Here is a 23,279-nt window from a genome sequence, read left to right as displayed (position 1 = left end):
TGAGTGCGGCGACCGCGGCGGCCGCCGCCGCCGCCCGCGGGCGCCGAACTCCCGCCGCCGTCCGCCGTCATGAACGGCGGGGCGGCGGCCACGCTGCGCTAACGTCGTGTCGCGGGGTATCCAAGGCACCGGCCCCGGAGGGGACTTCGTGGGTATCGAAAGCGATCAGGTCGTCTACGAGTATCTGAGCCGCGTCGGCGACGTGGCGCAGCAGCGGCAGTTGTCGTCGGCCACGCGCATGCGGCTCGTGTCCGAGCTGCGCAACGAGATCGACCGGCGCCGCGCCAAGGCGCCCGTCGACAGCCCGGCCGCCGTCCGCCGCATCCTCGACCGGCTCGGCAGCCCCGACGAGGTCGTCTCGGCGGTCGGCGGCACCCGCGACGACGCCGCCCCGCAGGCCCCGCCCGCCGCGGTGCCCGTCCAGCGGCAGCAGGAACCGCCGGACGACGCCGGACGCCGGCCCAGAGGACTGCGGCGCGTCGTGCCCCGCCCCCGGCCGCGCCCCGACGCGCCCGCCGCCTCCCCGGACGTCCCCTCGCCGCCGCACCGCGCGGGCGCGCACGAACTGGGCGGTGTCGGGGAGACCCCGGACTGGTGGCGCCGGGAGGCGACCCCGTTCGGGCCGGGGGAGGAGGTGCCGGGGTTCGTCGGCGGGGTGGAGATCGCGGACATGCTGAGGCCGCCCCCGCCGGCGAAGGAGAAGACACCCCCGGCGGCGCCGGCACCGGGGTCCGGCCCGGAGGAGTCCGGCCCCGGGGAGCCCGCCGCCCGCCGTCGCCGCTTCCTCCCGGCGCCGCGCGGCGGCCGCTGGACCAACCCGCTGCTGCTCCTGGCCGCCGCCTGCCTGGTGGCGGGCACGGTGACCGGGGAATGGATCGTGCTGCCCGTCGGCTGGGCCATCGCCTACGTCTCCCGGCGGCTGTCCGACCGCGAGACCAAGTGGGCGGTCGTGGTCCTCCCCGGTCTCGCCGTCACCGCGGGCGTCGTCTGGCTCTGGGGCCGCACGGCCGGCCGCTGGGGCGCCCCGATCCCCGAGGGCCACATGAACGAGGCACTGGCCGAGACCTGGCCGTGGGTCCTCCGCGGCGCGGCCCTGGCCTCGGCCCTGTTCCTGGTGTGGCGATCCCAGCGGACCAGGTAGCGGACCACGTGGCGGACCGGCCGGCGGGCCGCACGCCGAGGGCGGGCCGGGGCCGGGGACGGTGCCGGCGGGCCGGTGCCGCCGGTCGGGCCGCGCGCCCGGCGCTGCGGGGTGCCCCCTCCCGGTCCCGCCCGGGCGGAGGCCCGTGACACCGCGGCCCCGCGTGGCCCGTGATGCCGCGGCCCTGCGTGGCCCGTGACACCGCGGTCCTGCGTGGCCCGTGACACCGCGGTCCTGCGTGGTTCGTGACACCGCGGTCCTGCGTGGTTCGTGACACCGCGGTCCTGCGTGGCCCGTGACACCGCGGCCCCGCGTGGCCCGTGATGCCGTGGCCCCGCGTGGGCCGCGACGCCCCGCCCGGGCGGGGGCTCGGCAGAATGGGGGCATGACTTCCGCGCGCACCGCCGCTCCCGTCGTCGGGTTCGATCTCGACATGACCCTCATCGACTCCCGGCCGGGCATCCACGCCGCCTACGTGGAACTGGCCGCCCGCAGCGGGACGTACATCGACGCGGATCTGGTGGTGACGAGGCTGGGGCCGCCGCTGGAGGACGAGATGGCCCAGTGGTTCCCGGCGGAGCGGGTCGCGGTGATGGCCGATCTGTACCGGGAGATCTACCCGGAGTACGCCGTCACCCGCACGTCCGCGATGCCCGGCGCGCGGGAGGCGGTCGAGGCGGTGCGGGCGGCGGGCGGCCGGGCGATCGTGGTCACCGCGAAGTGGGAGCCGAACGCCGAGCTCCACCTGACGCACCTGGGCATCGAGGCGGACGCCGTCGTCGGCAACCTGTGGGCGGAGCGGAAGGCGGTGGCGCTGCGCGAGCACGGCGCCGGCGTCTACGTGGGCGACCACGTCGGGGACGTCCGCGGCGCCCGCGCCGCCGGCGCGCTGTCGGTGGCCGTCCCCACGGGCCCGTGCGGCGCGGACGACCTGCGCGAGGCGGGCGCCGACGTGGTCCTGCCGGACCTGACGCACTTCCCGGCCTGGCTCACCGCACACGTGGCCGCCGGAGCGGCCTGACCGCAGGCCGCCGCGCCCCGCAGGCCGCCGCGCCCCGCCGGCTACCGCGCCCCGCGCGCCTGCCGGCGCCCGGCCGCGACGGACCGCAGCACCCCCGCGCCCGCGATCAGGAATCCGACACCCATGAGCATGCTCAGACCGAACATGTAGGTCGGAAACGGCGTCGTGCCGAGGAACAGCGGGGCCACCGTGACCAGTGTGGCCACGGCGCCGATGAAGAACACGATGGCACCGGCACGGATCAGTCGGTCACCGGGAGCGGCGGAATTCGTTTGGGTTTTGTCACGCACCCGACCAGGGTAGTTCCCAGCGCGAAGGAACAACCCGGAGACGTCTTGTCACCCGGGCGAAGACCATTAGCCTTGGTAGCGGCGGGTCGAGGTCGACCCGCCGCGGTGTTGTCGAGAGCCGTTTCCCCTGCAATTTTTCCGACGAGTACGAGGACGAGGACAGACGTGCCCACCGGCAAGGTCAAGTGGTTCAACAGTGAGAAGGGCTTCGGCTTTCTCTCCCGTGACGACGGCGGTGACGTCTTCGTCCATTCCTCGGTCCTCCCCGCCGGAGTCGAGACGCTCAAGCCGGGCCAGCGCGTGGAGTTCGGCGTCGTGGCCGGACAGCGCGGTGACCAGGCGCTCTCGGTCGTGGTCCTCGACCCGACGCCCTCGGTCGCGGCGGCCCAGCGCAAGAAGCCGGACGAACTCGCTTCCATCGTCCAGGATTTGACGACCCTCCTCGAGAACATCACACCGATGCTGGAGAAGGGCCGTTACCCCGAGAAGAACTCCGGCAAGCAGATCGCGGGTCTGCTGCGCGCCGTCGCCGACCAGTTGGACGTGTGACCGGAAGGCGGTCGACCCGTTTACGGGAAATCGAGTGACCGCGGGCCGAGGGGCGGCACCAGCCCCTCGGCCGCCGCACGCGTGAGGAGTCCGCGTACGGCCGCGTAGCCGTCCTCGCCGAGGTCGGCCGTGAACTCGTTGACGTACAGCCCGATGTGCTGGTCGGCGACGGCCGGGTCCATTTCCTGGGCGTGTTCCATGACGTACGGGCGCGAGGCCCCGGGGTCGTCCCAGGCGGCGTGCACCGAGGCGCGGACGGCGTCGGCGAGGCCGGTCAGCACCGCGGCACCGAGCGACCGCTTCGCGATGATGGCGCCGAGCGGGATCGGCAGCCCGGTGGTGGACTCCCAGTGCTCGCCCATGTCCGCGAGTTTGTGCAGTCCGTAGTTCTGATAGGTGAAGCGTGCCTCGTGGATGACCAGGCCCGCGTCGACCTTCCCGTCCCGCACGGCCGGCATGATCTCGTGGAAGGGCATGACGACGATCTCGCCGACCCCGCCGGGCACCATGTCGGCCGCCCACAGCCGGAACAGCAGGTACGCCGTCGACCGCTCGCTCGGCACGGCGACGGTCCGGCCGGCCAGATCCGCGGCCCCGGCGGCGGGCGAGGTGCCCGCGCCGGCCGCCCCGGTCAGCACCAGCGGCCCGCACCCCCGCCCCAGCGCGCCCCCGCAGGGCAGCAGCGCGTAGTCGTCGAGGACGTACGGCAGCACGGCGTACGACACCTTGAGCACGTCGTGCTCGCCGCGCTCGGCCATGCCGTTGGTGAGGTCGATGTCCGCGAACGTCACGTCGAGCGCGGGCGCGCCGGGGACGCGGCCGTGGGCCAGGGCGTCGAAGACGAAGGTGTCGTTCGGGCAGGGGGAGTACGCGATCTGCAAGGGTTCACCGGTCATGTGGGTTCCAACTCTCCAGGACGGGTGCGAGCTTCCCGAAGGCCGTCGTCAGGGCGGCCAGCGCCTCGCCGATCCGCCAGGCGGCGCGGTCGCGCGGGCCCACCGGGTTGGAGACCGCGCGGACCTCCAGCACGGGCACGCCGTGCGCGACGGCGGCCTCGGCGACGCCGAAGCCCTCCATGGCCTCGGCGAGGGCACTCGGGTGGCGGGCACGCAGGGCGGCGGCCCGGGCGGCCGTGCCGGTGACGGTGGAGACGGTCAGGACGGTGCCGGTGCGCGCTCCGGTGGCGGTCGCGGCCGACCGGACCAGGGCGGCGGGCGGGCGGTGGGTGACGGTGCCGAAGCCCAGCTCGGTCACCGGCAGGAAGCCCTCGGCGGTCTCCGCGCCCAGGTCGGCGGCGGTGATCGCGTCGGCGACGACCAGGGAGCCGACGGGTGCCTCGGGAAGGAACCCGCCGCCGATGCCGGCCGAGACGACGAGGCCGTACGGCGTGTTCTCCAGGGCGGCGGCGGTGAGGGCGGCGGAGACGGACGCGGCGGCGAGGGCGGGGCCGACACCGGCCGCGAGGAGGTCGTACGCCGCGCCGGTGCGGTGCAGGGTCGCACCCGGCGTGCGCACCGGGCGGCCGGGCTCCGGCAGGGCCCGTGCCACCGCGTCCCGCTCGGCGGGGACCGCGGTGGCCACGAGGACGCGGACGGAGGACGTGGTCAGTCGTCCTTCTTCAGCTTGAACGACCACAGGCCGGTGACCGCCTGGCCGTCCTTCTTGCCGTCGCCCGCCTTGATGGAGACCAGGGTCGAGTCGCCCTGGGCGCCGTACTGGGCGTTGAAGAAGACGCTGCCCGGGATGGTGCGGTAGGTCTTGGTGCTGTCCTCGGTGAGCGGCTGACCGTTCATCAGGATCGTCCAGCGCTGGTCGGCGATCTCCGGGTCGACGCCGAAGCGGACGGTCTCGTCCGGGTCGACGGTGATGGACTTGATGTCCTTGTCGGCCAGGCACTTCGTCAGCTCCGCGGCCTTGAGGACGCCGTCCTCACCACCGCAGGTGGCCTCCGAGCTGACCGAGGAGGAGCCGACGGTGATCGTGGACAGCGGGGTCGGCTTGTCACACGCCGACAGGACGAGCAGTCCGGCGGAAACGGCGCCGGCGGCGGCGACGGCGCGGCGGCGTCGCACAACGGATCGCATCGAGGTCATGGGGCGAAGGCTATCTGGCACGTCCGGCGCTCCTTCTACGTGGGGTGCGGCGCGGCCGCGGGTTACGCCACGCGGGCCCGGGGCCGCCCGCCCGGCCGGGCGGCTTCCGGCCGGAGCGGGGCGCCGTGCCGGGCGGGCGGGGCGCCGGGCGGGCGGCGGGGCGCCGGGCGGGGCGGGCGGTGGGGCGAGGTCAGGCGATCTTCGTCCGGGACGGCCCCTTGCGCCGGGCCGAGCCGATCAGGCTCCGTGCGGTGGTCGCCCAGCCGGCGGCGATGACCAGGGCGGCCACGGACAGCCCCAGGGTGCCGTTCAGCGGCATCACGATGCCGACCGCGCCCCCGAACACCCACGACATCTGCAACAACGTCTCCGAACGGGCGAACGCCGAGGTGCGCACCAGTTCGGGCACGTCCCGCTGGATCAGCGCGTCCAGGGACAGCTTGGACAGCGCCTGCGAGAAGCCGGCGACGGCCGTCAGGCAGGCCACCAGGAACGCCCCGAAGAAGACCGCCGCCGTGACCGCCGCGCCCAGCACGACCGCGACCACGGTCACGATGATCAGTTCCGGGGCGCGTGAGCGCAGGGCCGCGCCCACGGAGGTGCCCAGCGCGTTGCCGACGCCCGCCGAGACGGCCACGATGCCCAGCGACACCGCCGCGCTCTGCCCGCTCAGCGGGTGCTCGCGCAGCAGGAACGCCAGGAAGAACGTCAGGAACCCGGACAGCCAGCGCAGGGACGCGTTGGCACCCAGGGCGTGGGTGACCGCGCTGCCGACCGTCCGCAGGCCGGGGCGCTTGACCGGACGGATGTGCGGACCGTGCAGGTGCTCCTCGTCGGCCGCGAGCAGCGCCCGGTCCTCCCCCTTGGCCGAGTCCACCTTCGGGGGCAGCGAGAAGGACAGGAACGTGCCCACGACGAAGATCACGAAGGCGCCGTAGAGCGGGTAGCGCGGGCCGAGGAGCTGCAGGCCCCCGCCCACCGGCGCGGCCACACCGGTGGCCAGGAGGCCGCCCAGGGTGACCCGGGAGTTGGCCTTGACCAGCGAGAAGCGCGGTGGCAGCAGGCGCGGCACGACGGCGCTCCTGACCACGCCGTACGCCTTCGACGCCACCAGCACGCCGAGGGCCGCCGGATACAGCTGGAGGCTGCCGCTGACGACGGCGCCGGACAGCACCAGGGCGAGGAGCGCCCGCGCGGCCATCGCGCCCGCCATCGCCGCGCGGCGGCCGTGCGGCAGCCTGTCGAGGAGGGGGCCGATCACCGGGGCGAGGAGCGTGAACGGGGCCATCGTGATGGCCAGGTAGAGCGCCACCCGGCCGCGGGCCTCGTCGGTGGGGACCGAGAAGAACACGGTCGAGGCGAGCGCGATGGTGATCATCACGTCGCCCGCGCCGTTCACGGCGTGCAGTTCGATCAGTTTGCCGAGCCCGGACTCGCCCGCGCCGTGCGCGTGCGTGGCCTTGCGGATGCCACGGGCGGTTCCGGTGAACGGCAGGTGCAGGGCACGGCCGATCGCGCGGACGGACCCGTTCACCCGGCCCGAACCGCTCACCCGGTTCCTCCCCTTGTAGCCCTTCGCCCCACCGGTCCCGGTGGCGCCCTGGGGTGTCCTTGCGGCTGCCACTCCGCCATAGTGCCCCGAGAAACCGGGATGTAGCGCGGTTGCCGCACGTATGGGCGCGCACTTTCCGGTTCACGGCCCGTTCCGCGGACGGGCCCTGCACGGCGTGCGCAGGGGCCGGGTCCGGACCGGCGCCGGGGGTCCGGGGCGGGGCCGGCGGGGGGACGAGTGCGCGGAAACTCGGCGCGGAGTGCCGTAGAAGCACCGTCGGTGTGGGATGAGCGGCCGCGAACAGGTAGCGTGCGTATCTCAGCCATCCCCCACAATGGATGGCACAGGTGCGCCCGAGCGCGATCGGACGCGGACGTCGACGCGGCCCACTGGTCCGCTCCGTCCGCTCCGCCGCCGGTGGCAACCGCACCCGAGTGACGGCGTAGGAGAGAAGCGATACCTGTGAGCGCAGCGACCACGCGAAGCCGCACCCCCGACCGCCTGTGCGCCGAGGCCGTCGACCTCGCCCGCGCGGCGGCAGAGGAGGCCGCCGCGCCCGGCGTGGTCGGGGAGCACGTAGGCGTCCTCTCCGAGGGCGACCGGGTGGTGACGCACTTCTTCGAGTGCAGGGAGCTCGGCTACCGGGGCTGGCGCTGGGCGGTGACCGTCGCGCGGGCCTCGCGGGCGAAGATCGTGACCCTGGACGAGGTGGTGCTGCTGCCCGGTCCGGACGCGGTGCTGGCCCCCGAGTGGGTCCCGTGGAGCGAACGCCTGCGCCCCGGCGACATGGGCCCCGGCGACCTCCTCCCCACGGACGCGGACGACCTGCGTCTGGAACCCGGCTACACCGGCGAGGACGCCCCGCTGGCCGGCTCGCCCGTCTCGGAGGAGATGGCGGAGCTGGCGGAGGCCGAGGACGCCGAGGTGACGGCGGCGCCGCCCGCGCTGCTGCCGGCCGTCCCGTCCCGCGGCTCCATTCCCGCGGTGGCGGAGGAGCTGGGGATGCGCCGGGCGCGCGTGCTGTCGCGCTACGGCCTGCACACCGCCGCCGACCGCTGGGAGGAGGCGTTCGGGGCCAAGACCCCGATGGCGCAGGCGGCGCCGGCCTCCTGCGTCAGCTGCGGCTTCCTCACGCCGATCGGAGGCTCCCTCGGGCAGGCCTTCGGGGTCTGCGCCAACGAGTTCTCCCCGGCCGACGGGCGCGTGGTGTCGCTGGCGTACGGCTGCGGCGGGCACTCGGAGGCGGCGGTCATGCCGAAGCCGCCCCGCCCGGCCCTGCCGGTGATCGACGAGAACCGGGTGGACCCCTTCCCGCTGCGGCCGTCCCCGGACTCCGGGTCGGTACCGGCGGTGACGGACGAGGAGTCGGCGGAGCTGGGCCACTCCTAAGCCACCCCGCTCCACCCCGCCGCCCCTTCCCGGCCCGGTCCCGGGGGCTGCCGTCCCGGCCCCCGCTTCCGGTCCGCACGGCCCGTCCTCGGATCGCCGGACGGGCCGGGACACCCGGCCTTCGCCTTTCGGCTCACCGAGTCGGGTGGTGGGCGGGCACAGGTCCGGGGGGCCAGGGGGCGGAGGCCCCTGGGCGGGACCGGAGGGGGCCGGCCTTCACGATGCGGAACCGGCGGAGCCGCAGCGCGGTACCTTCGAGCTCACGGCGATGAGGAGAGTGAACCGACGTGAGCAAGTTCGTGCGGCCCGCGGCCGAGGGGGCCGATCCGTTCGGAACGGCCCGACTGCGGCGCGGAGTGCTGGACGCCTGGGCCACAAGTCCCGCCCGTTTCCGGGAGGACGCGAACGCCGAGGAGGATCTGGTCCTCGGCGGCTACCGGGACCGCCTCGTCGTCGAGCTGGCGCAGAACGCCGCCGACGCGGCCGCCCGCGCCGGCGTGCCCGGCCGGCTGCGCCTCACCCTCCGCGAGGGCGTCCTGGTCGCCGCGAACACCGGCGCCCCGCTGGACGCGGCCGGCGTCGAGTCGCTCTCCACCCTGCGCGCCTCCGCGAAACGCGAGGCCCACCGGTCGGCGGTCGGCCGCTTCGGCGTCGGCTTCGCCGCCGTTCTCGCCGTCACCGACGAGCCGGCCGTGGTCGGCCGGCACGGCGGGGTCCGCTGGTCCCTGGCGGAGGCCCGCGTGCTGGCCTCCGAGACCGCCCGCCACAGTCCCGGCCTGGGCGACGAGATCCGCCGCCGCGAGGGCCATGTGCCGCTGCTGCGGCTGCCCTTCGCCGCCGAGGGCACCGCCCCCGACCCCTACGACACGGCCGTCATCCTGCCGCTGCGCGACACCGCCGCCGCCGATCTCGCGGAACGGCTGCTCACCGCCGTCGACGCCGCCCTCGTCCTCGCCCTGCCGGGTCTGGAGGAGGTCGTGATCGAGGTCGGCGACGCTGCCCCCCGCACCCTGCGCCGGGACACCGACGGCGCCCTCACGGTCGTGTCGGACACGCGGGAGGGCACGACCCGGTGGCGGATCGCCGCCGCGCACGGGCCCCTCACGCCCGACCTGCTCGCCGACCGGCCGGTGGAGGAGCGGCTGCGGCCCCACTGGTCGGTGACCTGGGCCGTACCGGTCGACGCGGACGGGTCCCCGGCCCGGCCCCGCACCAGCCCCGTCGTGCACGCGCCCACCCCCAGCGACGAGCCGCTCGGTGTGCCCGCGCTGCTGATCGCCTCCTTCCCCCTCGACACCACCCGGCGGCACGCGGCGCCCGGCCCGCTCACCGACCACCTCGTGCAGCGGGCGGCGGACGCGTACGCCGGACTGCTGGCCGGCTGGCGCCCGGTGACCGCCGGGCTCATCGACCTCGTGCCGGGCCCGCTGGGCAAGGGCGGGCTGGACGGCGCCCTGCGGCAGGCGATCCTGGAGCGGCTGCCGCGTACGGCGTTCCTGCCGCCCGCCGCCGAGCCGGTGGAGGGCGACGACGAGCTGCCCGAGGCGCTGCGGCCCCGGGACGCGGAGGTCGTCGAGGGCGCGGGCGCCGACACCGTACGGGTGCTCGCCGAAGTGCTGCCGACGCTGCTGCCGGCCGGGCTGGAGCGCCGGGTGGAGCTGCGCACGCTCGGAGTGGCGCGGGTCCCGCTCGCCGACGCGGTCGACCGGCTGGCCGGGCTGGAGAAGGACCCGCAGTGGTGGCACCGGCTCTACGAGAGCCTCGCCGGGGTCGACCCCGACCGCCTCTCCGGGCTGCCGGTGCCCCTCGCCGACGGACGCACGACGATCGGCCCCCGCCAGGTGCTGCTGCCCACCCCGGACGCGGCCCGGCTCGACACCGAGGTCCTCGCCCGGCTCGGCCTCAAGGTCGCGCACCCGGACGCCGCGCATCCGCTGCTGGAGAAGCTGGGGGCGCTGCCCGCGACCCCGCGCGCGGTCCTGACCACCCCGCAGGTGCGGGCCGCCGTGGCCGCGTCCCTGGACGACGACCGCGGGGCCTGGGACGACCAGGACACGCCGGACGCGGAGGAACTGGCCGACACGGTCCTCGCGCTGGTGCGCGACGCGGGCCTGGAACCCGGCGAGGAGCCCTGGCTGGGCGCCCTCGCGCTGCCCGACGAGGAGGGCGAGCTCGCCCCGGCCGGCGAACTCGTCCTGCCCGGCAGCCCGTTCGCGCAGGTCGTCCGTGAGGACGAACTCGCCTCCGTCGACCCGGAGCTGGCCGAGAGGTGGGGGGAGCAGCCGCTCGCCGCCTGCGGCGTCCTCGCGGACTTCGCGCTCGTGCGGGCCACGGACGTCGTCCTCGACCCGGACGAACTGGAGCCCCGCGAGGGCGACTTCGCCGAACCCGACGACGCGGGACTGCTGGACGCCGTGGACGTCTGGTGCGAGGACATCCTCGACCGCTTCCCCGACACGCCCGTGCCGCCGGTCGCCACCGAGCTGGTCGCCGTCCGCGACCTCGACCTCGTCGACGACGACCACTGGCCGCAGGCCCTCGCCCTGCTCGCCCGTCCGCCCCTGCGCGACGCCCTCACCCAGCCGGTCCGGATCCTCCTCCCGGACGGCACGCACGAGGTCGTACGCCCCTACACCGCCTGGTGGTTGCGCGGCCACCCCGTCCTCGACGGCCGCCGCCCGGCGGGCCTGCTCGCGGCCGGCGGCGACCCCCTCCTGCACGGCCTGTACGACCAGGCCGACGCGACCGGCTTCGACGACGAGCAGGTGCTGCGGGCCCTGGGCGTACGGACGTCCGTGGCCGCCCTCCTCGACGAGCCGGGCGGCGCGGCCGAACTGCTCGACCGCCTCGCGGACCCGGACCGCCCGGTGGGCTCCGCCCAACTGCACGGTCTCTACAGCGCGTTGGCCGAGCTGGATCCGGAACAGGTGACCCTGCCCGACGAGCTGAGGGCGGTCGTCGACGGCCGGGTCGAGGTCGTCGACGCGGCCGACGCGGTCGTCGTCGACTCCCCCGACCTGCTGCCCTTCACGGCGGGCGTCCCGCTGCTCCCCGTACGGCCCGCGCGGGCGGCGGAGCTGGCCGAGCTGTTCCAGGTCCGGCGCCTCAGCGAGTCCGTGACGGGCGAGATCCACTCCGAGGGCACCGAGCACGACGTCCCGGACCCGGTACGCACCCTCCTCGGCCCGCGCACCCCCGCCACCTACGTCGAACACGAGGAACTCGTGGTGGACGGCGTGGAGATCGACTGGCGCCTGACCGGCGACGGCGTGCTGCACGCCGCCACCCTGGAGGGCGTCGCCGCCGGCCTGGCCTGGGCGGCCGGCCAGTGGCCCCGCCGCTTCGAGGTGGCGGCCTTGCTGGAAGACCCGTCCAGGACGGGCGAGTTGGCGCGGGACCGCTGGTTCGACTGAGCGACCGCCCGCACGGGCGGGGTGCCCCGGATCCACCGGGGCACCCCGGGCGGGCCCGTCCGCGCGTCCGGGTTCCGACGTCCGCGCGTCCAGGTCCCGGCGTCCGGGCGGCCGGAATTCCGTACGAAAATCTCCATCGCTTTCGTACAACCCTTCACATCCGTCGTGCATCTGATCATGTGAGCCAACAGGCTCCGTGATCACCTGGGTCCTGCGCGATGACGATCCGTGAGGAACACCGCCGGCCAGGACCCTCTCTCCTCCCGGGGGAATGCATGCGCATCCGCGCCACCGTGGCCGCCGTTTCCGGTGCCCTGGCCCTGTCCGCCCTCGCCGTTCCGGCCGCGCAGGCCGACGGCCCCTCCTACCGCGAGAGGGCTGCCGAGGCCTTCGCCACCGCCCACGGCACCTCCGGAAAGTCCGCGTTCACCACCGCCGTCGAAGGCGACCTGAACGTGTCCTTCTCCAACTTCAAGATCGCCGCCGCGGTCAAGGTCGGCACCACCGGCCACGTCGCCACCACGGTCACCTACAAGCTGACGCACGGCGCCGAGGTGGACATCCACGCCGAGGACTTCGCCACCGGCCCGTACATCTACAAGGGCGCGTTCGCCGACCCGGACAACATGCTGTTCGGCAACTACGCGGCCACCTGCACCGACACCTCGGCGACCACCGCCACCTGCAAGGGCAACATCGACGTCTACCCGGCCGACGCCGAGCTGCTGAACTCCGACGCCGGCAGCTGGAAGGGCGGCGGGCTCGCCCTCAACTACAGCACCGACGACTACGCCGACCAGGGCGGTCTCGGCTCCACGCTGGTGCAGCGCAACTCGAAGCTGACCGTCAACGCCTCCCCGGAGCCCGTCGTCAAGGGCAGGACCATCACGGTCACCGGCAAGCTGTCCCGCGCGAACTGGGAGGACAACCTGTACCACGGTTACTCCACCCAGCCGGTGAAGCTGCAGTTCCGCAAGAGGGGCAGCAGCACCTACACCACCGTCAAGACCATCAACACCACCACGACGGGCGCCCTGAAGACGACCGTCAAGGCGACCGCGGACGGCTACTTCCGCTACAGCTTCGCGGGCACCTCGACCACCCCGGCCGTCAGCGCCGCGGGCGACTTCGTCGACGTGCGCTGAAGCGACCGACACCACCGAGGGGACGGCCCGCCCCCGCACCCGGCGGGGACCGTGCCGTCCCCTCGCACACCCCATTCCAGCTTCTCCGAGGAACCTGCATGCGCGTACGCGCCACCACCACCGTCGCCGCCGTCATCGGCGCCGTCGCCCTGTCCGCCCTCGCCGTGCCGGCCGCGCAGGCCGCGCCGGCCGGTCCGGCGGTCACCTTCTCCAACCTCAAGGTCAACGGCGGCAAGCCCGTCGTCGTCGGCCCCACGGCCCAGGTCACGGTCACCGCGACCTACACCGTGACGAAGCCCGCGAGCCTGAACCCGAACGCCCTCGGGACGGTGCCGGTCCTCTACCGCGGCGCCACGCTCGGCCTGACCTCCGACGACCTCATCGGCGGCGACGACGCCGGCACCTGCACGACGGTCTCCTCGACGGTCCTGAAGTGCACGGCCAAGATCCAGTTCCGCCCGAAGGCCACCTCCGGCGAGGACATCGACCTGGTCAACAGCCAGGCGGGCAGCTGGAAGCTGGGCGCCCTCGCGGCCAACGAGAGCGGCGGGCTCACCTGGCGGGGCGACCTCGGCACCGCCAAGCTGCTGCGCGCCTCGAAGCTGACCGCCGACGCCACCCCCGAGCCGGTGAAGAAGGGCAAGACCCTCACCGTCACGGGCAAGCTGTCCCGCGCCAACTGGGACAACAACACCTACGCCGGGTACTCCACCCAGCCGGTGAAGCTGCAGTTCCGCAAGAAGGGCAGCACCACCTACACCACGGTCAAGACCATCAAGACGAGCACGACCGGCGTCCTGAAGACGACCGTCAAGGCGACCGCGGACGGCTACTTCCGCTACACCTTCGCGGGCACCTCGACCACCCCGGCGGCCACCGCCACGGCTGACTTCGTCGACGTGCGCTGACCCGACCGACCGACAGAGGGCCCGGCTCCGCAACCAGCGGAGTACGGGCCCTTCCCGTCCGCGAGGACGCGGCAGCGTCGGACCCGCGGCGGCGTCGGGACCGCGTCTGCGGCATGATCCGCGGCGGCGTCGGGACCGCGTCTGCGGCATGATCCGCGGCGGCGTCGGGACCGCGTCTGCGGCATGATCCGCCGGGCAGGACCTGAGCCCTAAGCCGGCACGTGGCGGTCGATCCACCTCCACAGGAGTTCCAGGACGGCCCCCGCGACCGCGGCGACGCCCACCGCCGTCCACGGCATGGCCATGCCGACCAGTTTCAGCGCGAAGAAGTCCTGGAGCCACGGCACCGCCAGCACGAGCACGAAGGCCGCGCCCATGGACACCACCAGCAGGACCCGCCACCAGGTGTAGGGCCGGGCGATGATCGCCAGCACCCACATCGAGATCAGGAACAGGGTCAGCGTCGCCGCGCTCGTCTCGGCCTCCAGCGAGCCCGCCCCGGTGTAGTGGTGCCGGGCCACCAGGTACGTCACGAAGGTCGCCACTGCGGCCAGCACCCCGCCCGGGAGCGAGTACCGCATCACCCGCCGTACGAAGTGGGGCCGCGCGCGCTCCTTGTTGGGGGCGAGGGCGAGGAAGAACGCCGGGACGCCGATCGTCAGCGTCGACAGCAGGGTGAGGTGGCGGGGCAGGAACGGGTACTCCACCTGCCAGCACACCACCAGCAGCGCCAGCAGCACCGAGTACACGGTCTTCACCAGGAACAGCGTGGCCACCCGCGTGATGTTGCCGATGACCCGCCGGCCCTCCGCCACCACCGACGGGAGCGTGGCGAAGCTGTTGTCCAGCAGCACGATCTGGGCCACCGCCCGGGTGGCCTCCGAGCCGGAACCCATCGCCACGCCGATGTCCGCGTCCTTCAGCGCGAGGACGTCGTTGACGCCGTCCCCGGTCATCGCGACCGTGTGCCCGCCCGCCTGGAGGGCGCCGACCATGTCCCGTTTCTGCTGCGGGGTGACCCGTCCGAACACCGTGCCCTCGTCGAGCGCGGCGGCCATCGGCTCCCGCTCGGCGGGCAGCCGGCGCGCGTCCACCGCACGGCCGTCCAGACCCAGCTTGGCGGCCACGGCGCCCACGGACACCGCGTTGTCGCCGGAGATGACCTTGGCGCGGACGTCCTGTTCGGCGAAGTAGCGCAGGGTGTCGGCCGCGTCGGGGCGCAGCCGCTGCTCCAGGACGACCAGGGCGGTGGCGCGGGCGCCGCGGGCGGCCTCGGGGTCGTCGAGACCGTGCGGGGTGCGGGCGAGGAGCAGTACGCGCAGGCCCTGCTCGTTGAGCCGTTCCGTCTCGGCGAGGGCGGGGTCACCGTCGGCGAGGAGGACGTCGGGAGCGCCGAGCAGCCACGTGCTGTTCGCGCCGTCGCCCTCGGTGAAGGCGGCGCCGCTGTACTTGCGGGCGGAGGAGAAGGGCAGGGAGGCGGTGCGGCGCCAGTCCCCGGTGTCCGGGCAGGCGTCGATGATCGCCTGGAGGGAGGCGTTGGGGCGCGGGTCGGCCGCGCCGAGCGCGCCGAGCACCTTGCGGACGTGGCCGTCGTCGTCGCCGTCGAGGGTGCGGACCTCGGCGACGTCCATGCCGCCCTCGGTGAGGGTGCCGGTCTTGTCCAGGCAGACGGTGTCGACGCGGGCGAGGCCCTCGATGGCCGGCAGTTCCTGGACGAGGCACTGCTTGCGGCCGAGCCGGACGACGCCGATGGCGAAGGCGACGGAGGTCAGCAGGACGAGGCCCTCCGGGACCATCGGCACGATCCCGCCGACGGTCCTCGCGATCGACCCCTTGAGGTCGTTGTTCTTGACGAAGAGCTGGGTGATCACCAGGCCGATCGCGGCCGGGACCATCATCCACGTCACGTACTTGAGGATCGTGGAGATGCCGGTGCGCAGCTCGGAGTGGACGAGGGTGAAGCGGGACGCCTCCTCGGCGAGCTGGGCGGCGTACGCCTCGCGCCCGACCCTGGTGGCCCGGAAGGCGCCGCCGCCCGCCACCACGAAGCTGCCGGACATCACCTGGTCGCCGGGGTGTTTGACGACGGGGTCGGCCTCACCGGTGAGCAGCGACTCGTCGATCTCCAGACCGTCGGCCTCGACGCACACCCCGTCCACCACGACCTTGTCGCCGGGTCCGATCTCGACGATGTCGTCCAGGACGAGGGAGGAGGTGCCGACGGCGACGGCGGCCCCGTCGCGCCGGACGGTGGGGCGGGCCTCGCCGATGACGGCGAGGGAGTCCAGGGTCTTCTTCGCCCGCCACTCCTGGACGATGCCGATGCCGGTGTTGGCGAGGATGACGTACCCGAAGAGGCTGTCCTGCACCGGCGCGACGAACAGCATGACGATCCACAGGACGCCGATGATCGCGTTGAACCGGGTGAAGACGTTGGCCCGGACGATCTCGCCGACCGAGCGGCTGCTGCGGACGGGCACGTCGTTGACCTGGCCGCGCGCCACGCGCTCGGAGACCTCGGCGGCGGTGAGCCCGGTCGCCGCGGCGGCCCGGGCGGTGGCGGCGTCGGTGTGGGTCATGGGATCGACGGTACGTGCGGACGGAGGGGTTCACCCGCCGGAGTGGCGGAAGATCCGACCTGGGGAGGACGGCCGTCGTGCGGGGGTATCACGTGCCGGCCACGGGTTCCCCGACTTCCGGCTCAGGGGAACACTCCGACTCCCGGCTCCGAGGACGCTCCGACTTCCGCTCCGGGGTACACCCCGGCTCCGCGGCTACCGCTGTTCGGCGGCGCCCCGCTTGAGCGCCGCGTCCCGCCTGCGGACGTACCAGATGCCGATGAATCCCAGACCGCCGCCCGCGAGGCAGGTCCACAGCCACCAGAGGTGGCCGTGGTCGTCGAACCAGCCGTAGAAGGGCAGCTGGACGAGGAAGAGGGCGAACCAGAGGATCGTGCCGCCGGTGATGGTGGCGACCACGGGGCCCTCCAGGGGCTCCGGCGCCTCGTGCTTGGGGGTCCACTTCGCCATGGGGACAGCCTACGAGGCGATCAGGTCTACGCGCGGAGATGGTGTTCGCCGATTTATGTGTTCATACTGAATCCGTTTGCCTCTGACCATTTTCATTCGTAGGAAGCACCAAAGCGGCATGGGGGATGTCCGCCGGTGATGAGGTTCCACATGTCCACCTCGGCCCCCGCCAAGGTCCCCGCGCCCGGCGAGCCGGGCGGCGCGCCCGCCCATGGCGCGCTCGACCGCTTCTTCCGCATCTCCGAGCGGGGCAGCACGCTGCCCCGGGAGATCCGGGGCGGTTTCGCCACCTTCTTCGCGATGGCCTACATCATCGTGCTGAACCCGATCATCCTCGGCAGCGCGAAGGACATGTACGGGCACCAGCTCGACAACGGCCAGCTCGTCACCGCCACCTGCGTCACGGCCGCGTTCACGACGCTGCTGATGGGCGTCATCGGCAACGTGCCCATCGCGCTGGCCGCCGGCCTCGGCGTCAACTCCGTCGTCGCGCTCCAGCTCGCCCCCCGGATGGCCTGGCCGGACGCGATGGGCATGGTCGTCCTCGCCGGTCTCGTGGTCATGCTGCTGGTGGCGACCGGTCTGCGCGAGCGCGTCATGAACGCCGTGCCGTTCGGTCTGCGCAAGGCCATCAGCATCGGTATCGGCCTGTTCATCATGCTGATCGGTCTCGTCGACTCCGGCTTCGTCACCCGCATCCCGGACGTCGCCCAGACCACCGTCCCGCTCCAGCTCGGCGGCGACGGCCACCTCAACGGATGGCCGGTTCTCGTCTTCATCCTCGGCGCGCTGCTGACGCTCGCGCTGATCGTCCGCAAGGTGCCGGGCGCGATCCTCATCTCGATCGTCGCGATGACCGCGCTGGCGCTGATCATCAACGCGGTCGCCACCGTGCCGTCCTGGGGCCTGACCACCCCGGAGTGGCCCGGCAACCCCGTCGCCACCCCCGACTTCGGGCTCATCGGCGAGGTCAGCCTCTTCGGCGGCTTCGGCAAGGTCGGCGTGCTGACCGGCATCCTCTTCGTCTTCACCGTGCTGCTGTCGTGCTTCTTCGACGCGATGGGCACGATCATGGGCGTCAGCGACGAGGCCAAGCTGACCGACGCGCAGGGCCAGATGCCCGGCATCAACAAGGTCCTCTTCGTCGACGGTCTCGCCGTCGCCGCCGGCGGCGCCAGCTCCTCCTCCGCCACCACCGCCTTCGTGGAGTCCACGGCCGGCGTCGGCGAGGGCGCCCGCACCGGCTTCGCGAACCTCGTCACCGGCGGTCTCTTCACCGTCGCCCTGTTCCTGACCCCGGTCGCCACGATGGTCCCCTCCCAGGCGGCCACCCCGGCCCTGCTCGCGGTGGGCTTCCTGATCCTGGCCGGTTCGGTCAAGGAGATCGACTGGGCGGACCACACGATCGCGATCCCGGCCTTCGTCACGATGGTGATGATGCCGTTCACCTACTCGATCACCAACGGCATCGGCATGGGCTTCATCACCTTCGCGGTGCTGCGCCTGGCGGCCGGCCGCGGCCGTGAGGTGCCGGTCCCGATGTACGTGGTCTCCGCCGTGTTCGCCTTCTACTACCTGATGCCGGCCCTGGGCCTGACCTGAGCCGCGTGCCTGACCTGAGCCGCGTGCCCGGCCTGGGGCGCGTGCCCGGCCTGGGGCGCGTGTCTCGCCGGGTCGCGCGCCCGGCCCGCGCCGTACGGCCTCACCCGGACCGCTTCCCGCGGCTCAGGTGAGGCCGTAGAACTTCTCCGTCTCCTCGACCGCGGTCTGGAACCGCTCGTCGAAGTCGTCGCGCATGAGCGTCCGGACGACGTAGTCCTGGACGCTCATTCCTCTTCTGGCGGCATGGCGCCGGAGCCGTTCGAGCAGCTCGTGGTCCATTCGCAGGCTGAGCACATCGGTCCCCATGGCTATGAGGGTCGCGGCACGATCCGGGACGATGGGTGCCGTTCCGCGTCCACATCACCCGTTTGAGTGACATTGAGGTGATGTGGTGATGCAGTGGCGCGCGTCACGGGAAGCGGTGCGCCCCACGGTGTTCCTTAGCCAGAGTAATGAGTTACTCTAAATACATGCCGGACCTCGAACATGGCGACGACGCTGCCGCCGTGAACTCCCTGCGATCCGCCGTGATGCGGCTGTCCCGTCGGCTCAAGCACCAGCGCGTCGACGAGTCACTGAGCCCCACCGAGATGTCGGTGCTGGGCACCCTCTCCCTGTGCAGCAGTGCCACCCCCGGTGAGCTGGCCCGCAAGGAACACGTGCAGCCGCCGTCGATGACCCGCATCGTGGCGCTCCTGGAGGCCAAGGGCCTGGTCCGGCTGGAGCCTCATCCCGAGGACCGCCGCCAGAAGGTCGTCACGAAGACCGAGCAGGCCGAGGCCATGCTCGCGGAGAGCCGCGCCAAGCGGAACGCCTTCCTGGCCGCCCTGGTCGACGGTCTCGACGAGGACGAGTGGGCGAAGCTGCGCGCCGCCGCCCCCGTCCTGGAGAAGCTCGCACACCTGTAGGCACTTCGTGAGGAGGCGACCCTGTTGAGTACGGGACCCGGAGCACACTCCGCCCCCGCACCGACCACCCACGACTCTCCCCCCGGCCCGTCCGGGGGCACCCGCAGGTCCTCGATGTTCAGCTCCCTGAGGGTCAGGAACTACCGCCTGTTCTTCGCCGGCCAGGTCGTCTCCAACATCGGCACCTGGATGCAGCGCATCGCCCAGGACTGGCTGGTGCTGAGCCTCACCGGCTCCGCCACCGCCGTCGGCGTCACCACGGCCCTGCAGTTCCTGCCGATGCTCCTGTTCGGCCTCTACGGCGGCGTCCTCGTCGACCGCTGGCCCAAGCGCCGCACCCTCCTCTTCACCCAGCTGGCCATGGCCGTCACCGGGATCGCGCTCGCGCTGCTCACCCTCTCCGGGCACGTCGAGGTCTGGCACGTCTACGTCGCCGCCTTCGCCGTCGGACTCGCGACCGTCCTGGACAACCCGGCCCGCCAGTCCTTCGTCTCCGAGATGGTCGGCCCCGACCAGCTCCAGAACGCGGTCAGCCTCAACTCCGCGAACTTCCAGTCCGCCCGCCTCGTCGGCCCGGCCGTCGCCGGCCTGATGATCACCGGGGTGGGCACCGGCTGGGCGTTCCTCGCCAACGGCCTGTCCTTCGTCGCGCCCGTCGCCGGACTGCTGCTGATGCGGGGCCGCGAACTGCACGCCGTCCGGCGCGCCCCGCGCGGCAAGGGCCAGCTGCGGGAGGGTCTGCACTACGTCGCCGGCCGCCCGGACCTGATCTGGCCGATCGTCCTGGTCGGCTTCATCGGCACCTTCGGCTTCAACTTCCCCGTCTACCTCTCCGCCTTCGCCGACGACGTCTTCCACGCGGGCGCCGGCTCCTACAGCCTCTTCAACACGCTGATGGCCGTCGGCTCGCTCGCCGGCGCGCTGCTCGCCGCCCGCCGCGGGACCTCCCGCATGCGGGTGCTGATCGCGGCGGCCGCGGCGTTCGGCGTGATGGAACTGGTCGCCGCCGCCGCCCCGTCCCTGTGGCTGTTCGCGCTGCTCATGGCGCCGATCGGCATGTTCGGCATGACGGTCAACGTCACCGCGAACACCACCATCCAGATGGGCACCGACCCGGCCATGCGCGGCCGCGTCATGGCCCTCTACATGATGGTCTTCCTCGGCGGCTCCCCGGTCGGCGCGCCGATCGCCGGCTGGATCACCGACGCGTACGGCGTCCGGGCGGGCCTCGCGGCGGGCGGCGCGGTCTCCGCGCTCGCGGCGGCGGTCGTCGGCCTGGTCCTGGCCCGCGTCGGCGGCCTGCGGCTCTCCGTCGGCTGGCGCCGCGGCCACCCGGTCGTGCGGTTCGTGCCGCGGGAGCGGCGGAAGGAACTGGCGGCCGCGGTGTGACGCGGTCAGGGCCGGTGGTGACCCGTCAGGGCCGGTGGTGACCCGTCCGGGGCGGCGGTCACCGGTCCGGGGCGGCGGTCACCGGTCCGGGGCGGCGGTCACTGGTCCGGGGCGGCGGTCACTGGTCCGGGGGTGGCGATGACTCCTCCGGGTCCGGTGGCGGAAGGCACACTGGCCCCATGAGACTCTTCGCCGCCGTGCTGCCCCCGCGGGACGTGGCCGACGAGCTCGCCGCCGAGGTCGCCGCGCTGAAGCGGCTGCCCGGCGCCGACCGGCTGCGCTGGACCGGCCGCCCCGGCTGGCACCTCACCCTCGCCTTCTACGGCGAGGTCGCCGAGGAGGCCGTACCCGACCTGTCGGCGCGGCTGGAGCGGGCCGCGCGGCACACCGGGCCCTTCGTCCTGGCCCTGCGCGGCGGCGGGCAGTTCGGCCACGGGCGGGCGCTGTGGGCCGGGGCCGAGGGCGGCACGGCGGCGCTGCGGCTGCTGGCGGGCCGGGCGGAGGCGGCGGGCCGCAAGGCCGGTCTGGACCTCGGCGAGCACCGCCGCTACAAGGCCCACCTCACCCTGGCCCGCAGCCGTGACGCCGTCGACACCCGCCCGTACGTCGACCTGCTGCACGCCTTCGCCGGCCGCGAGTGGACCGTGCGGGAGCTGACGCTCGTGCGCAGCGACCTGCCGAGGTCCGGAGTGCCCGGGGAGCAGCCGCACTATGAGCCGGTCGGCCGCTGGGCGCTCGGCGCGGCCGGTTAGGCTCCCAGGGTGGACCCGAAGACCCGGAACCGGATCATGGCCGTTGCGCTCGTGCTGATGTTCGTCGTGGTGGCGGTGGCGGCAGCCCTCGGAAAGTGACCGCCCGCCGCCGCGCACCGCTGCCGCGGGCCTGACAGGGGCCTGACGGGGCGCCCTCCCCGGACGCCGGTCCGGCTGCCGTCAGCTCGCCCGTGACCGATCCTCGGGCAGCCGGGCAGCCGGGCAGCCGGGCAGCCGGGCAGCCGGGCCGCTGGGCAGCCGGGCAGTCGGGCAGCCGGGCCGCTGGGCAGCCGGGCAGTCGGGCAGTCGCCCTCGGCTCGCCGGACGCGGGCCTGCGGGCGGCCGGGCCCCCTGCCCGCCCGGAGCGGACCTCCGGGCAGGCGCGCCGTCGCCGCTCGCCTACCAGGCGAAGGCCTCCGGTGACGGGCCCGGACCGGGGAACACCTCGTCGAGACCCGCCAGCAGTTCCTCGCTCAGCTCCAGCTCGACCGCGCGCACGGCGGACGCGAGCTGCTCCGCCGTACGCGGGCCGACGATCGGCCCGGTCACGCCGGGCCGGGTGAGCAGCCAGGCCAGCGCGACCTCGCCGGGCTCCAGGCCGTGCTTCTCCAGCAGGTCCTCGTACGCCTGGATCTGCTCGCGCGCCTTGGTGTCCTTGAGCGTGTCGGCCGCCCGGCCGCTCGCCCGGCGCCCGCCCTCCGCCTGCTTCTTGATGACCCCGCCCAGCAGGCCGCCGTGCAGCGGCGACCAGGGGATCACCCCGAGGCCGTACTCCCGCGCCGCCGGAACGACCTCCATCTCGGCGCGCCGCTCGGCCAGGTTGTAGAGGCACTGCTCGCTGACCAGGCCGATGGTGCCGCCGCGCCGGGCGGCGATCTCGTTGGCCTGGGCGATCTTGTAGCCGGGGAAGTTGGAGGAGCCGACGTAGAGGATCTTGCCCTGCTGCACGAGCACGTCGATCGCCTGCCAGATCTCCTCGAAGGGAGTGTCCCGGTCGACGTGGTGGAACTGGTAGACGTCGATGTGGTCGGTCCGGAGCCGCTTCAGCGACGCGTCCACGGCCCGCCGGATGTTCAGCGCGGAGAGCTTGTCGTGGTTGGGCCAGGCGTCGCCGTCGGTGCCCATGTTGCCGTACACCTTGGTGGCGAGCACGACCTTGTCGCGCCGCTCGCCGCCCTTGGCGAACCAGTTCCCGATGATGGATTCCGTACGGCCCTTGTTCTCGCCCCACCCATAGACATTTGCGGTGTCGAAGAAGTTGATGCCCGCGTCCAGCGCCGCGTCCATGATCGTGTGACTGTCGGCTTCGTCTGTCTGCGGTCCGAAGTTCATGGTCCCGAGGACCAGTCGGCTGACCTTGAGTCCGGTGCGTCCGAGCTGCGTGTACTTCATGGACTCAAGCCAACGGCTTGGAGTGGGCTCCAGGCAAGGGGAGGCGGTCAGTCGCGGGGGAAGGCGTCGGTCTTGAGGGTGAGGTCGACGACGGTCGCCGTCAGGTCGACAGGTCCGCCGAAGTCGACCCTCGTGCACACGACGTAGTGACCTTCCTTGGGATCGGTGTAGACGTAGCAACGGCCCTGATAGGGATCCACGATGAGATAGACGGGCACCTCCGCGACCGCGTAGGCGGTCTTCTTCGGGCCGTAGTCGTTGACGGCCGTGCCCTGGGAGATGACCTCGGCGATGAACTCGACGTCCTCATGACGCCAGTGGCCTTCGTCGTCCTTCTCGGCGGAGTCCCGAAGCTTGGCCACGTCCGGACAGAAACCGTTCTCGTGGCCTGGGAAGTCGATACGGACGTCCGAGAAGACCTTGGCATCCACCCCGAACCGGTCCTCGACGGCCCGTACGATCCGGCGGATGATGCCCCAATGGGTGTCCCGCTGCGGTGTCATGAAGACGTTGCCCCCGACGATCTCGACCCTGAATCCTTCGGGGACGGGCATCTGCTCCAGCAGCTCGAACAACTCGTCCAAGCGCCTGGTGTTCGCGTCGGCCATGGCGATCCTGTCGTCTACGACGGTCATCGTGCCGCTCCTCCCCGGCTGCCCCAGCTCAGACGCAGCCGCGCGGTACAACGATACGCACGGTGACCTGG

General features: G+C 73.3%; 21 protein-coding genes. 11 read left to right on the top strand and 10 right to left on the bottom strand.

What is annotated here, in order from left to right:
* Positions 1 to 148: 148 nt before the first annotated feature.
* The gene (locus ACH4N1_RS11865; protein ID WP_398096471.1) at positions 149 to 1,141 is read left to right on the top strand and encodes a hypothetical protein; all 993 of its coding nucleotides are present in this window, start codon (positions 149 to 151) and stop codon (positions 1,139 to 1,141) included.
* A gap of 385 nt (positions 1,142 to 1,526) precedes the next feature.
* The gene (locus ACH4N1_RS11860) at positions 1,527 to 2,162 is read left to right on the top strand and encodes an HAD family hydrolase (protein ID WP_398096470.1); all 636 of its coding nucleotides are present in this window, start codon (positions 1,527 to 1,529) and stop codon (positions 2,160 to 2,162) included.
* Between the two features lie 41 nt (positions 2,163 to 2,203).
* Here ACH4N1_RS11860 and ACH4N1_RS11855 read toward each other — a convergent pair whose 3' ends face one another.
* Positions 2,204 to 2,452, bottom strand: a complete 249-nt coding sequence (locus ACH4N1_RS11855) for a hypothetical protein (protein ID WP_382785468.1) — start codon at positions 2,450 to 2,452, stop codon at positions 2,204 to 2,206.
* A 165-nt stretch (positions 2,453 to 2,617) separates the two neighbouring features.
* Between ACH4N1_RS11855 and ACH4N1_RS11850 the strand changes: the two genes are divergently transcribed.
* Complete coding sequence (locus tag ACH4N1_RS11850; protein WP_366061187.1) at positions 2,618 to 3,001, top strand: cold-shock protein; 384 nt, start codon at positions 2,618 to 2,620, stop codon at positions 2,999 to 3,001.
* A gap of 20 nt (positions 3,002 to 3,021) precedes the next feature.
* Here the strand turns inward: ACH4N1_RS11850 and ACH4N1_RS11845 are convergent, their stop codons facing one another.
* From ACH4N1_RS11845 to ACH4N1_RS11830, 4 genes are all read right to left on the bottom strand, one after another.
* Positions 3,022 to 3,897: a 1,4-dihydroxy-6-naphthoate synthase gene (locus tag ACH4N1_RS11845; protein ID WP_398096468.1), complete on the bottom strand. Its 876-nt coding sequence runs from the start codon at positions 3,895 to 3,897 to the stop codon at positions 3,022 to 3,024.
* Positions 3,887 to 4,636, bottom strand: coding sequence for a futalosine hydrolase (locus ACH4N1_RS11840; protein ID WP_398096466.1), 750 nt, complete (start codon positions 4,634 to 4,636; stop codon positions 3,887 to 3,889). Before ACH4N1_RS11840 ends, ACH4N1_RS11845 begins: the two co-directional genes overlap by 11 nt.
* Positions 4,606 to 5,085: a DUF2771 domain-containing protein gene (locus ACH4N1_RS11835; RefSeq protein WP_398096693.1), complete on the bottom strand. Its 480-nt coding sequence runs from the start codon at positions 5,083 to 5,085 to the stop codon at positions 4,606 to 4,608. The genes ACH4N1_RS11840 and ACH4N1_RS11835 overlap by 31 nt, the downstream gene beginning before the upstream one ends.
* 199 nt (positions 5,086 to 5,284) lie before the next feature.
* Entirely contained in the window at positions 5,285 to 6,718 is a 1,434-nt protein-coding gene (locus ACH4N1_RS11830; protein ID WP_398096464.1) for an MFS transporter, read from the bottom strand.
* A gap of 390 nt (positions 6,719 to 7,108) precedes the next feature.
* Here ACH4N1_RS11830 and ACH4N1_RS11825 point away from each other — a divergent pair, with 390 nt between their 5' ends.
* The 4 genes from ACH4N1_RS11825 to ACH4N1_RS11810 all read left to right on the top strand — a co-directional run bounded on the left by ACH4N1_RS11825 (position 7,109) and on the right by ACH4N1_RS11810 (position 13,501).
* The gene (locus tag ACH4N1_RS11825) at positions 7,109 to 8,035 is read left to right on the top strand and encodes a DUF3027 domain-containing protein (protein WP_398096462.1); all 927 of its coding nucleotides are present in this window, start codon (positions 7,109 to 7,111) and stop codon (positions 8,033 to 8,035) included.
* Positions 8,036 to 8,322: 287 nt separating this feature from the next.
* Positions 8,323 to 11,448: a sacsin N-terminal ATP-binding-like domain-containing protein gene (locus ACH4N1_RS11820; protein WP_398096461.1), complete on the top strand. Its 3,126-nt coding sequence runs from the start codon at positions 8,323 to 8,325 to the stop codon at positions 11,446 to 11,448.
* A gap of 275 nt (positions 11,449 to 11,723) precedes the next feature.
* Positions 11,724 to 12,593: a hypothetical protein gene (locus ACH4N1_RS11815; protein ID WP_398096459.1), complete on the top strand. Its 870-nt coding sequence runs from the start codon at positions 11,724 to 11,726 to the stop codon at positions 12,591 to 12,593.
* A 98-nt stretch (positions 12,594 to 12,691) separates the two neighbouring features.
* Positions 12,692 to 13,501 (top strand): hypothetical protein, encoded by an 810-nt coding sequence (locus ACH4N1_RS11810; protein ID WP_398096457.1) that lies wholly within the window; start codon positions 12,692 to 12,694, stop codon positions 13,499 to 13,501.
* A 209-nt stretch (positions 13,502 to 13,710) separates the two neighbouring features.
* Here the strand turns inward: ACH4N1_RS11810 and ACH4N1_RS11805 are convergent, their stop codons facing one another.
* Positions 13,711 to 16,080 (bottom strand): HAD-IC family P-type ATPase, encoded by a 2,370-nt coding sequence (locus ACH4N1_RS11805; RefSeq protein WP_398096455.1) that lies wholly within the window; start codon positions 16,078 to 16,080, stop codon positions 13,711 to 13,713.
* 195 nt (positions 16,081 to 16,275) lie between these two features.
* Positions 16,276 to 16,530, bottom strand: coding sequence for a DUF2530 domain-containing protein (locus ACH4N1_RS11800; protein WP_398096454.1), 255 nt, complete (start codon positions 16,528 to 16,530; stop codon positions 16,276 to 16,278).
* 150 nt (positions 16,531 to 16,680) lie between these two features.
* Here ACH4N1_RS11800 and ACH4N1_RS11795 point away from each other — a divergent pair, with 150 nt between their 5' ends.
* On the top strand, positions 16,681 to 18,132 hold the full coding sequence (locus tag ACH4N1_RS11795) for an NCS2 family permease (protein ID WP_398096452.1): 1,452 nt from the start codon (positions 16,681 to 16,683) through the stop codon (positions 18,130 to 18,132).
* A gap of 123 nt (positions 18,133 to 18,255) precedes the next feature.
* Here the strand turns inward: ACH4N1_RS11795 and ACH4N1_RS11790 are convergent, their stop codons facing one another.
* The gene (locus tag ACH4N1_RS11790; RefSeq protein ID WP_398096450.1) at positions 18,256 to 18,438 is read right to left on the bottom strand and encodes a ribbon-helix-helix protein, CopG family; all 183 of its coding nucleotides are present in this window, start codon (positions 18,436 to 18,438) and stop codon (positions 18,256 to 18,258) included.
* Positions 18,439 to 18,602: 164 nt separating this feature from the next.
* On the opposite strand from ACH4N1_RS11790, the gene ACH4N1_RS11785 reads away from it, so the two are divergent.
* The 3 genes from ACH4N1_RS11785 to thpR all read left to right on the top strand — a co-directional run bounded on the left by ACH4N1_RS11785 (position 18,603) and on the right by thpR (position 21,181).
* Positions 18,603 to 19,040 (top strand): MarR family winged helix-turn-helix transcriptional regulator, encoded by a 438-nt coding sequence (locus ACH4N1_RS11785; protein ID WP_398096449.1) that lies wholly within the window; start codon positions 18,603 to 18,605, stop codon positions 19,038 to 19,040.
* A 24-nt stretch (positions 19,041 to 19,064) separates the two neighbouring features.
* Entirely contained in the window at positions 19,065 to 20,429 is a 1,365-nt protein-coding gene (locus ACH4N1_RS11780) for an MFS transporter (RefSeq protein WP_398096447.1), read from the top strand.
* 179 nt (positions 20,430 to 20,608) lie between these two features.
* The gene (gene thpR, locus ACH4N1_RS11775; RefSeq protein WP_398096446.1) at positions 20,609 to 21,181 is read left to right on the top strand and encodes an RNA 2',3'-cyclic phosphodiesterase; all 573 of its coding nucleotides are present in this window, start codon (positions 20,609 to 20,611) and stop codon (positions 21,179 to 21,181) included.
* 399 nt (positions 21,182 to 21,580) lie between these two features.
* On the opposite strand, the gene ACH4N1_RS11770 is transcribed toward thpR, so the two are convergent.
* The gene (locus ACH4N1_RS11770) at positions 21,581 to 22,573 is read right to left on the bottom strand and encodes an aldo/keto reductase (RefSeq protein WP_398096445.1); all 993 of its coding nucleotides are present in this window, start codon (positions 22,571 to 22,573) and stop codon (positions 21,581 to 21,583) included.
* A 47-nt stretch (positions 22,574 to 22,620) separates the two neighbouring features.
* The gene (locus tag ACH4N1_RS11765; protein ID WP_398096443.1) at positions 22,621 to 23,208 is read right to left on the bottom strand and encodes a Uma2 family endonuclease; all 588 of its coding nucleotides are present in this window, start codon (positions 23,206 to 23,208) and stop codon (positions 22,621 to 22,623) included.
* Between the last annotated feature and the right edge of the window lie 71 nt (positions 23,209 to 23,279).

The organism is Streptomyces sp. NPDC017202 (assembly GCF_044331705.1).
Lineage (GTDB): Bacteria > Actinomycetota > Actinomycetes > Streptomycetales > Streptomycetaceae > Streptomyces.
Note: the sequence above shows the minus strand (reverse complement) of the source record. Positions and strands in the feature narration are given on the sequence as shown.

What these genes read in the sequence shown, in the direction of transcription:
- ACH4N1_RS11860 (WP_398096470.1), top strand. Translation starts at nt 1,527, where the DNA reads ATGACTTCCGCGCGCACCGCCGCTCCCGTCGTCGGGTTCGATCTCGAC.
- ACH4N1_RS11845 (WP_398096468.1), bottom strand. Translation starts at nt 3,897, where the DNA reads ATGACCGGTGAACCCTTGCAGATCGCGTACTCCCCCTGCCCGAACGAC.
- ACH4N1_RS11835 (WP_398096693.1), bottom strand. Translation starts at nt 5,085, where the DNA reads ATGCGATCCGTTGTGCGACGCCGCCGCGCCGTCGCCGCCGCCGGCGCC.
- ACH4N1_RS11815 (WP_398096459.1), top strand. Translation starts at nt 11,724, where the DNA reads ATGCGCATCCGCGCCACCGTGGCCGCCGTTTCCGGTGCCCTGGCCCTG.
- ACH4N1_RS11810 (WP_398096457.1), top strand. Translation starts at nt 12,692, where the DNA reads ATGCGCGTACGCGCCACCACCACCGTCGCCGCCGTCATCGGCGCCGTC.
- ACH4N1_RS11805 (WP_398096455.1), bottom strand. Translation starts at nt 16,080, where the DNA reads ATGACCCACACCGACGCCGCCACCGCCCGGGCCGCCGCGGCGACCGGG.
- ACH4N1_RS11800 (WP_398096454.1), bottom strand. Translation starts at nt 16,530, where the DNA reads ATGGCGAAGTGGACCCCCAAGCACGAGGCGCCGGAGCCCCTGGAGGGC.
- ACH4N1_RS11795 (WP_398096452.1), top strand. Translation starts at nt 16,681, where the DNA reads ATGTCCACCTCGGCCCCCGCCAAGGTCCCCGCGCCCGGCGAGCCGGGC.
- ACH4N1_RS11790 (WP_398096450.1), bottom strand. Translation starts at nt 18,438, where the DNA reads ATGGGGACCGATGTGCTCAGCCTGCGAATGGACCACGAGCTGCTCGAA.
- ACH4N1_RS11785 (WP_398096449.1), top strand. Translation starts at nt 18,603, where the DNA reads ATGCCGGACCTCGAACATGGCGACGACGCTGCCGCCGTGAACTCCCTG.
- thpR (WP_398096446.1), top strand. Translation starts at nt 20,609, where the DNA reads ATGAGACTCTTCGCCGCCGTGCTGCCCCCGCGGGACGTGGCCGACGAG.
- ACH4N1_RS11770 (WP_398096445.1), bottom strand. Translation starts at nt 22,573, where the DNA reads ATGAAGTACACGCAGCTCGGACGCACCGGACTCAAGGTCAGCCGACTG.
- ACH4N1_RS11765 (WP_398096443.1), bottom strand. Translation starts at nt 23,208, where the DNA reads ATGACCGTCGTAGACGACAGGATCGCCATGGCCGACGCGAACACCAGG.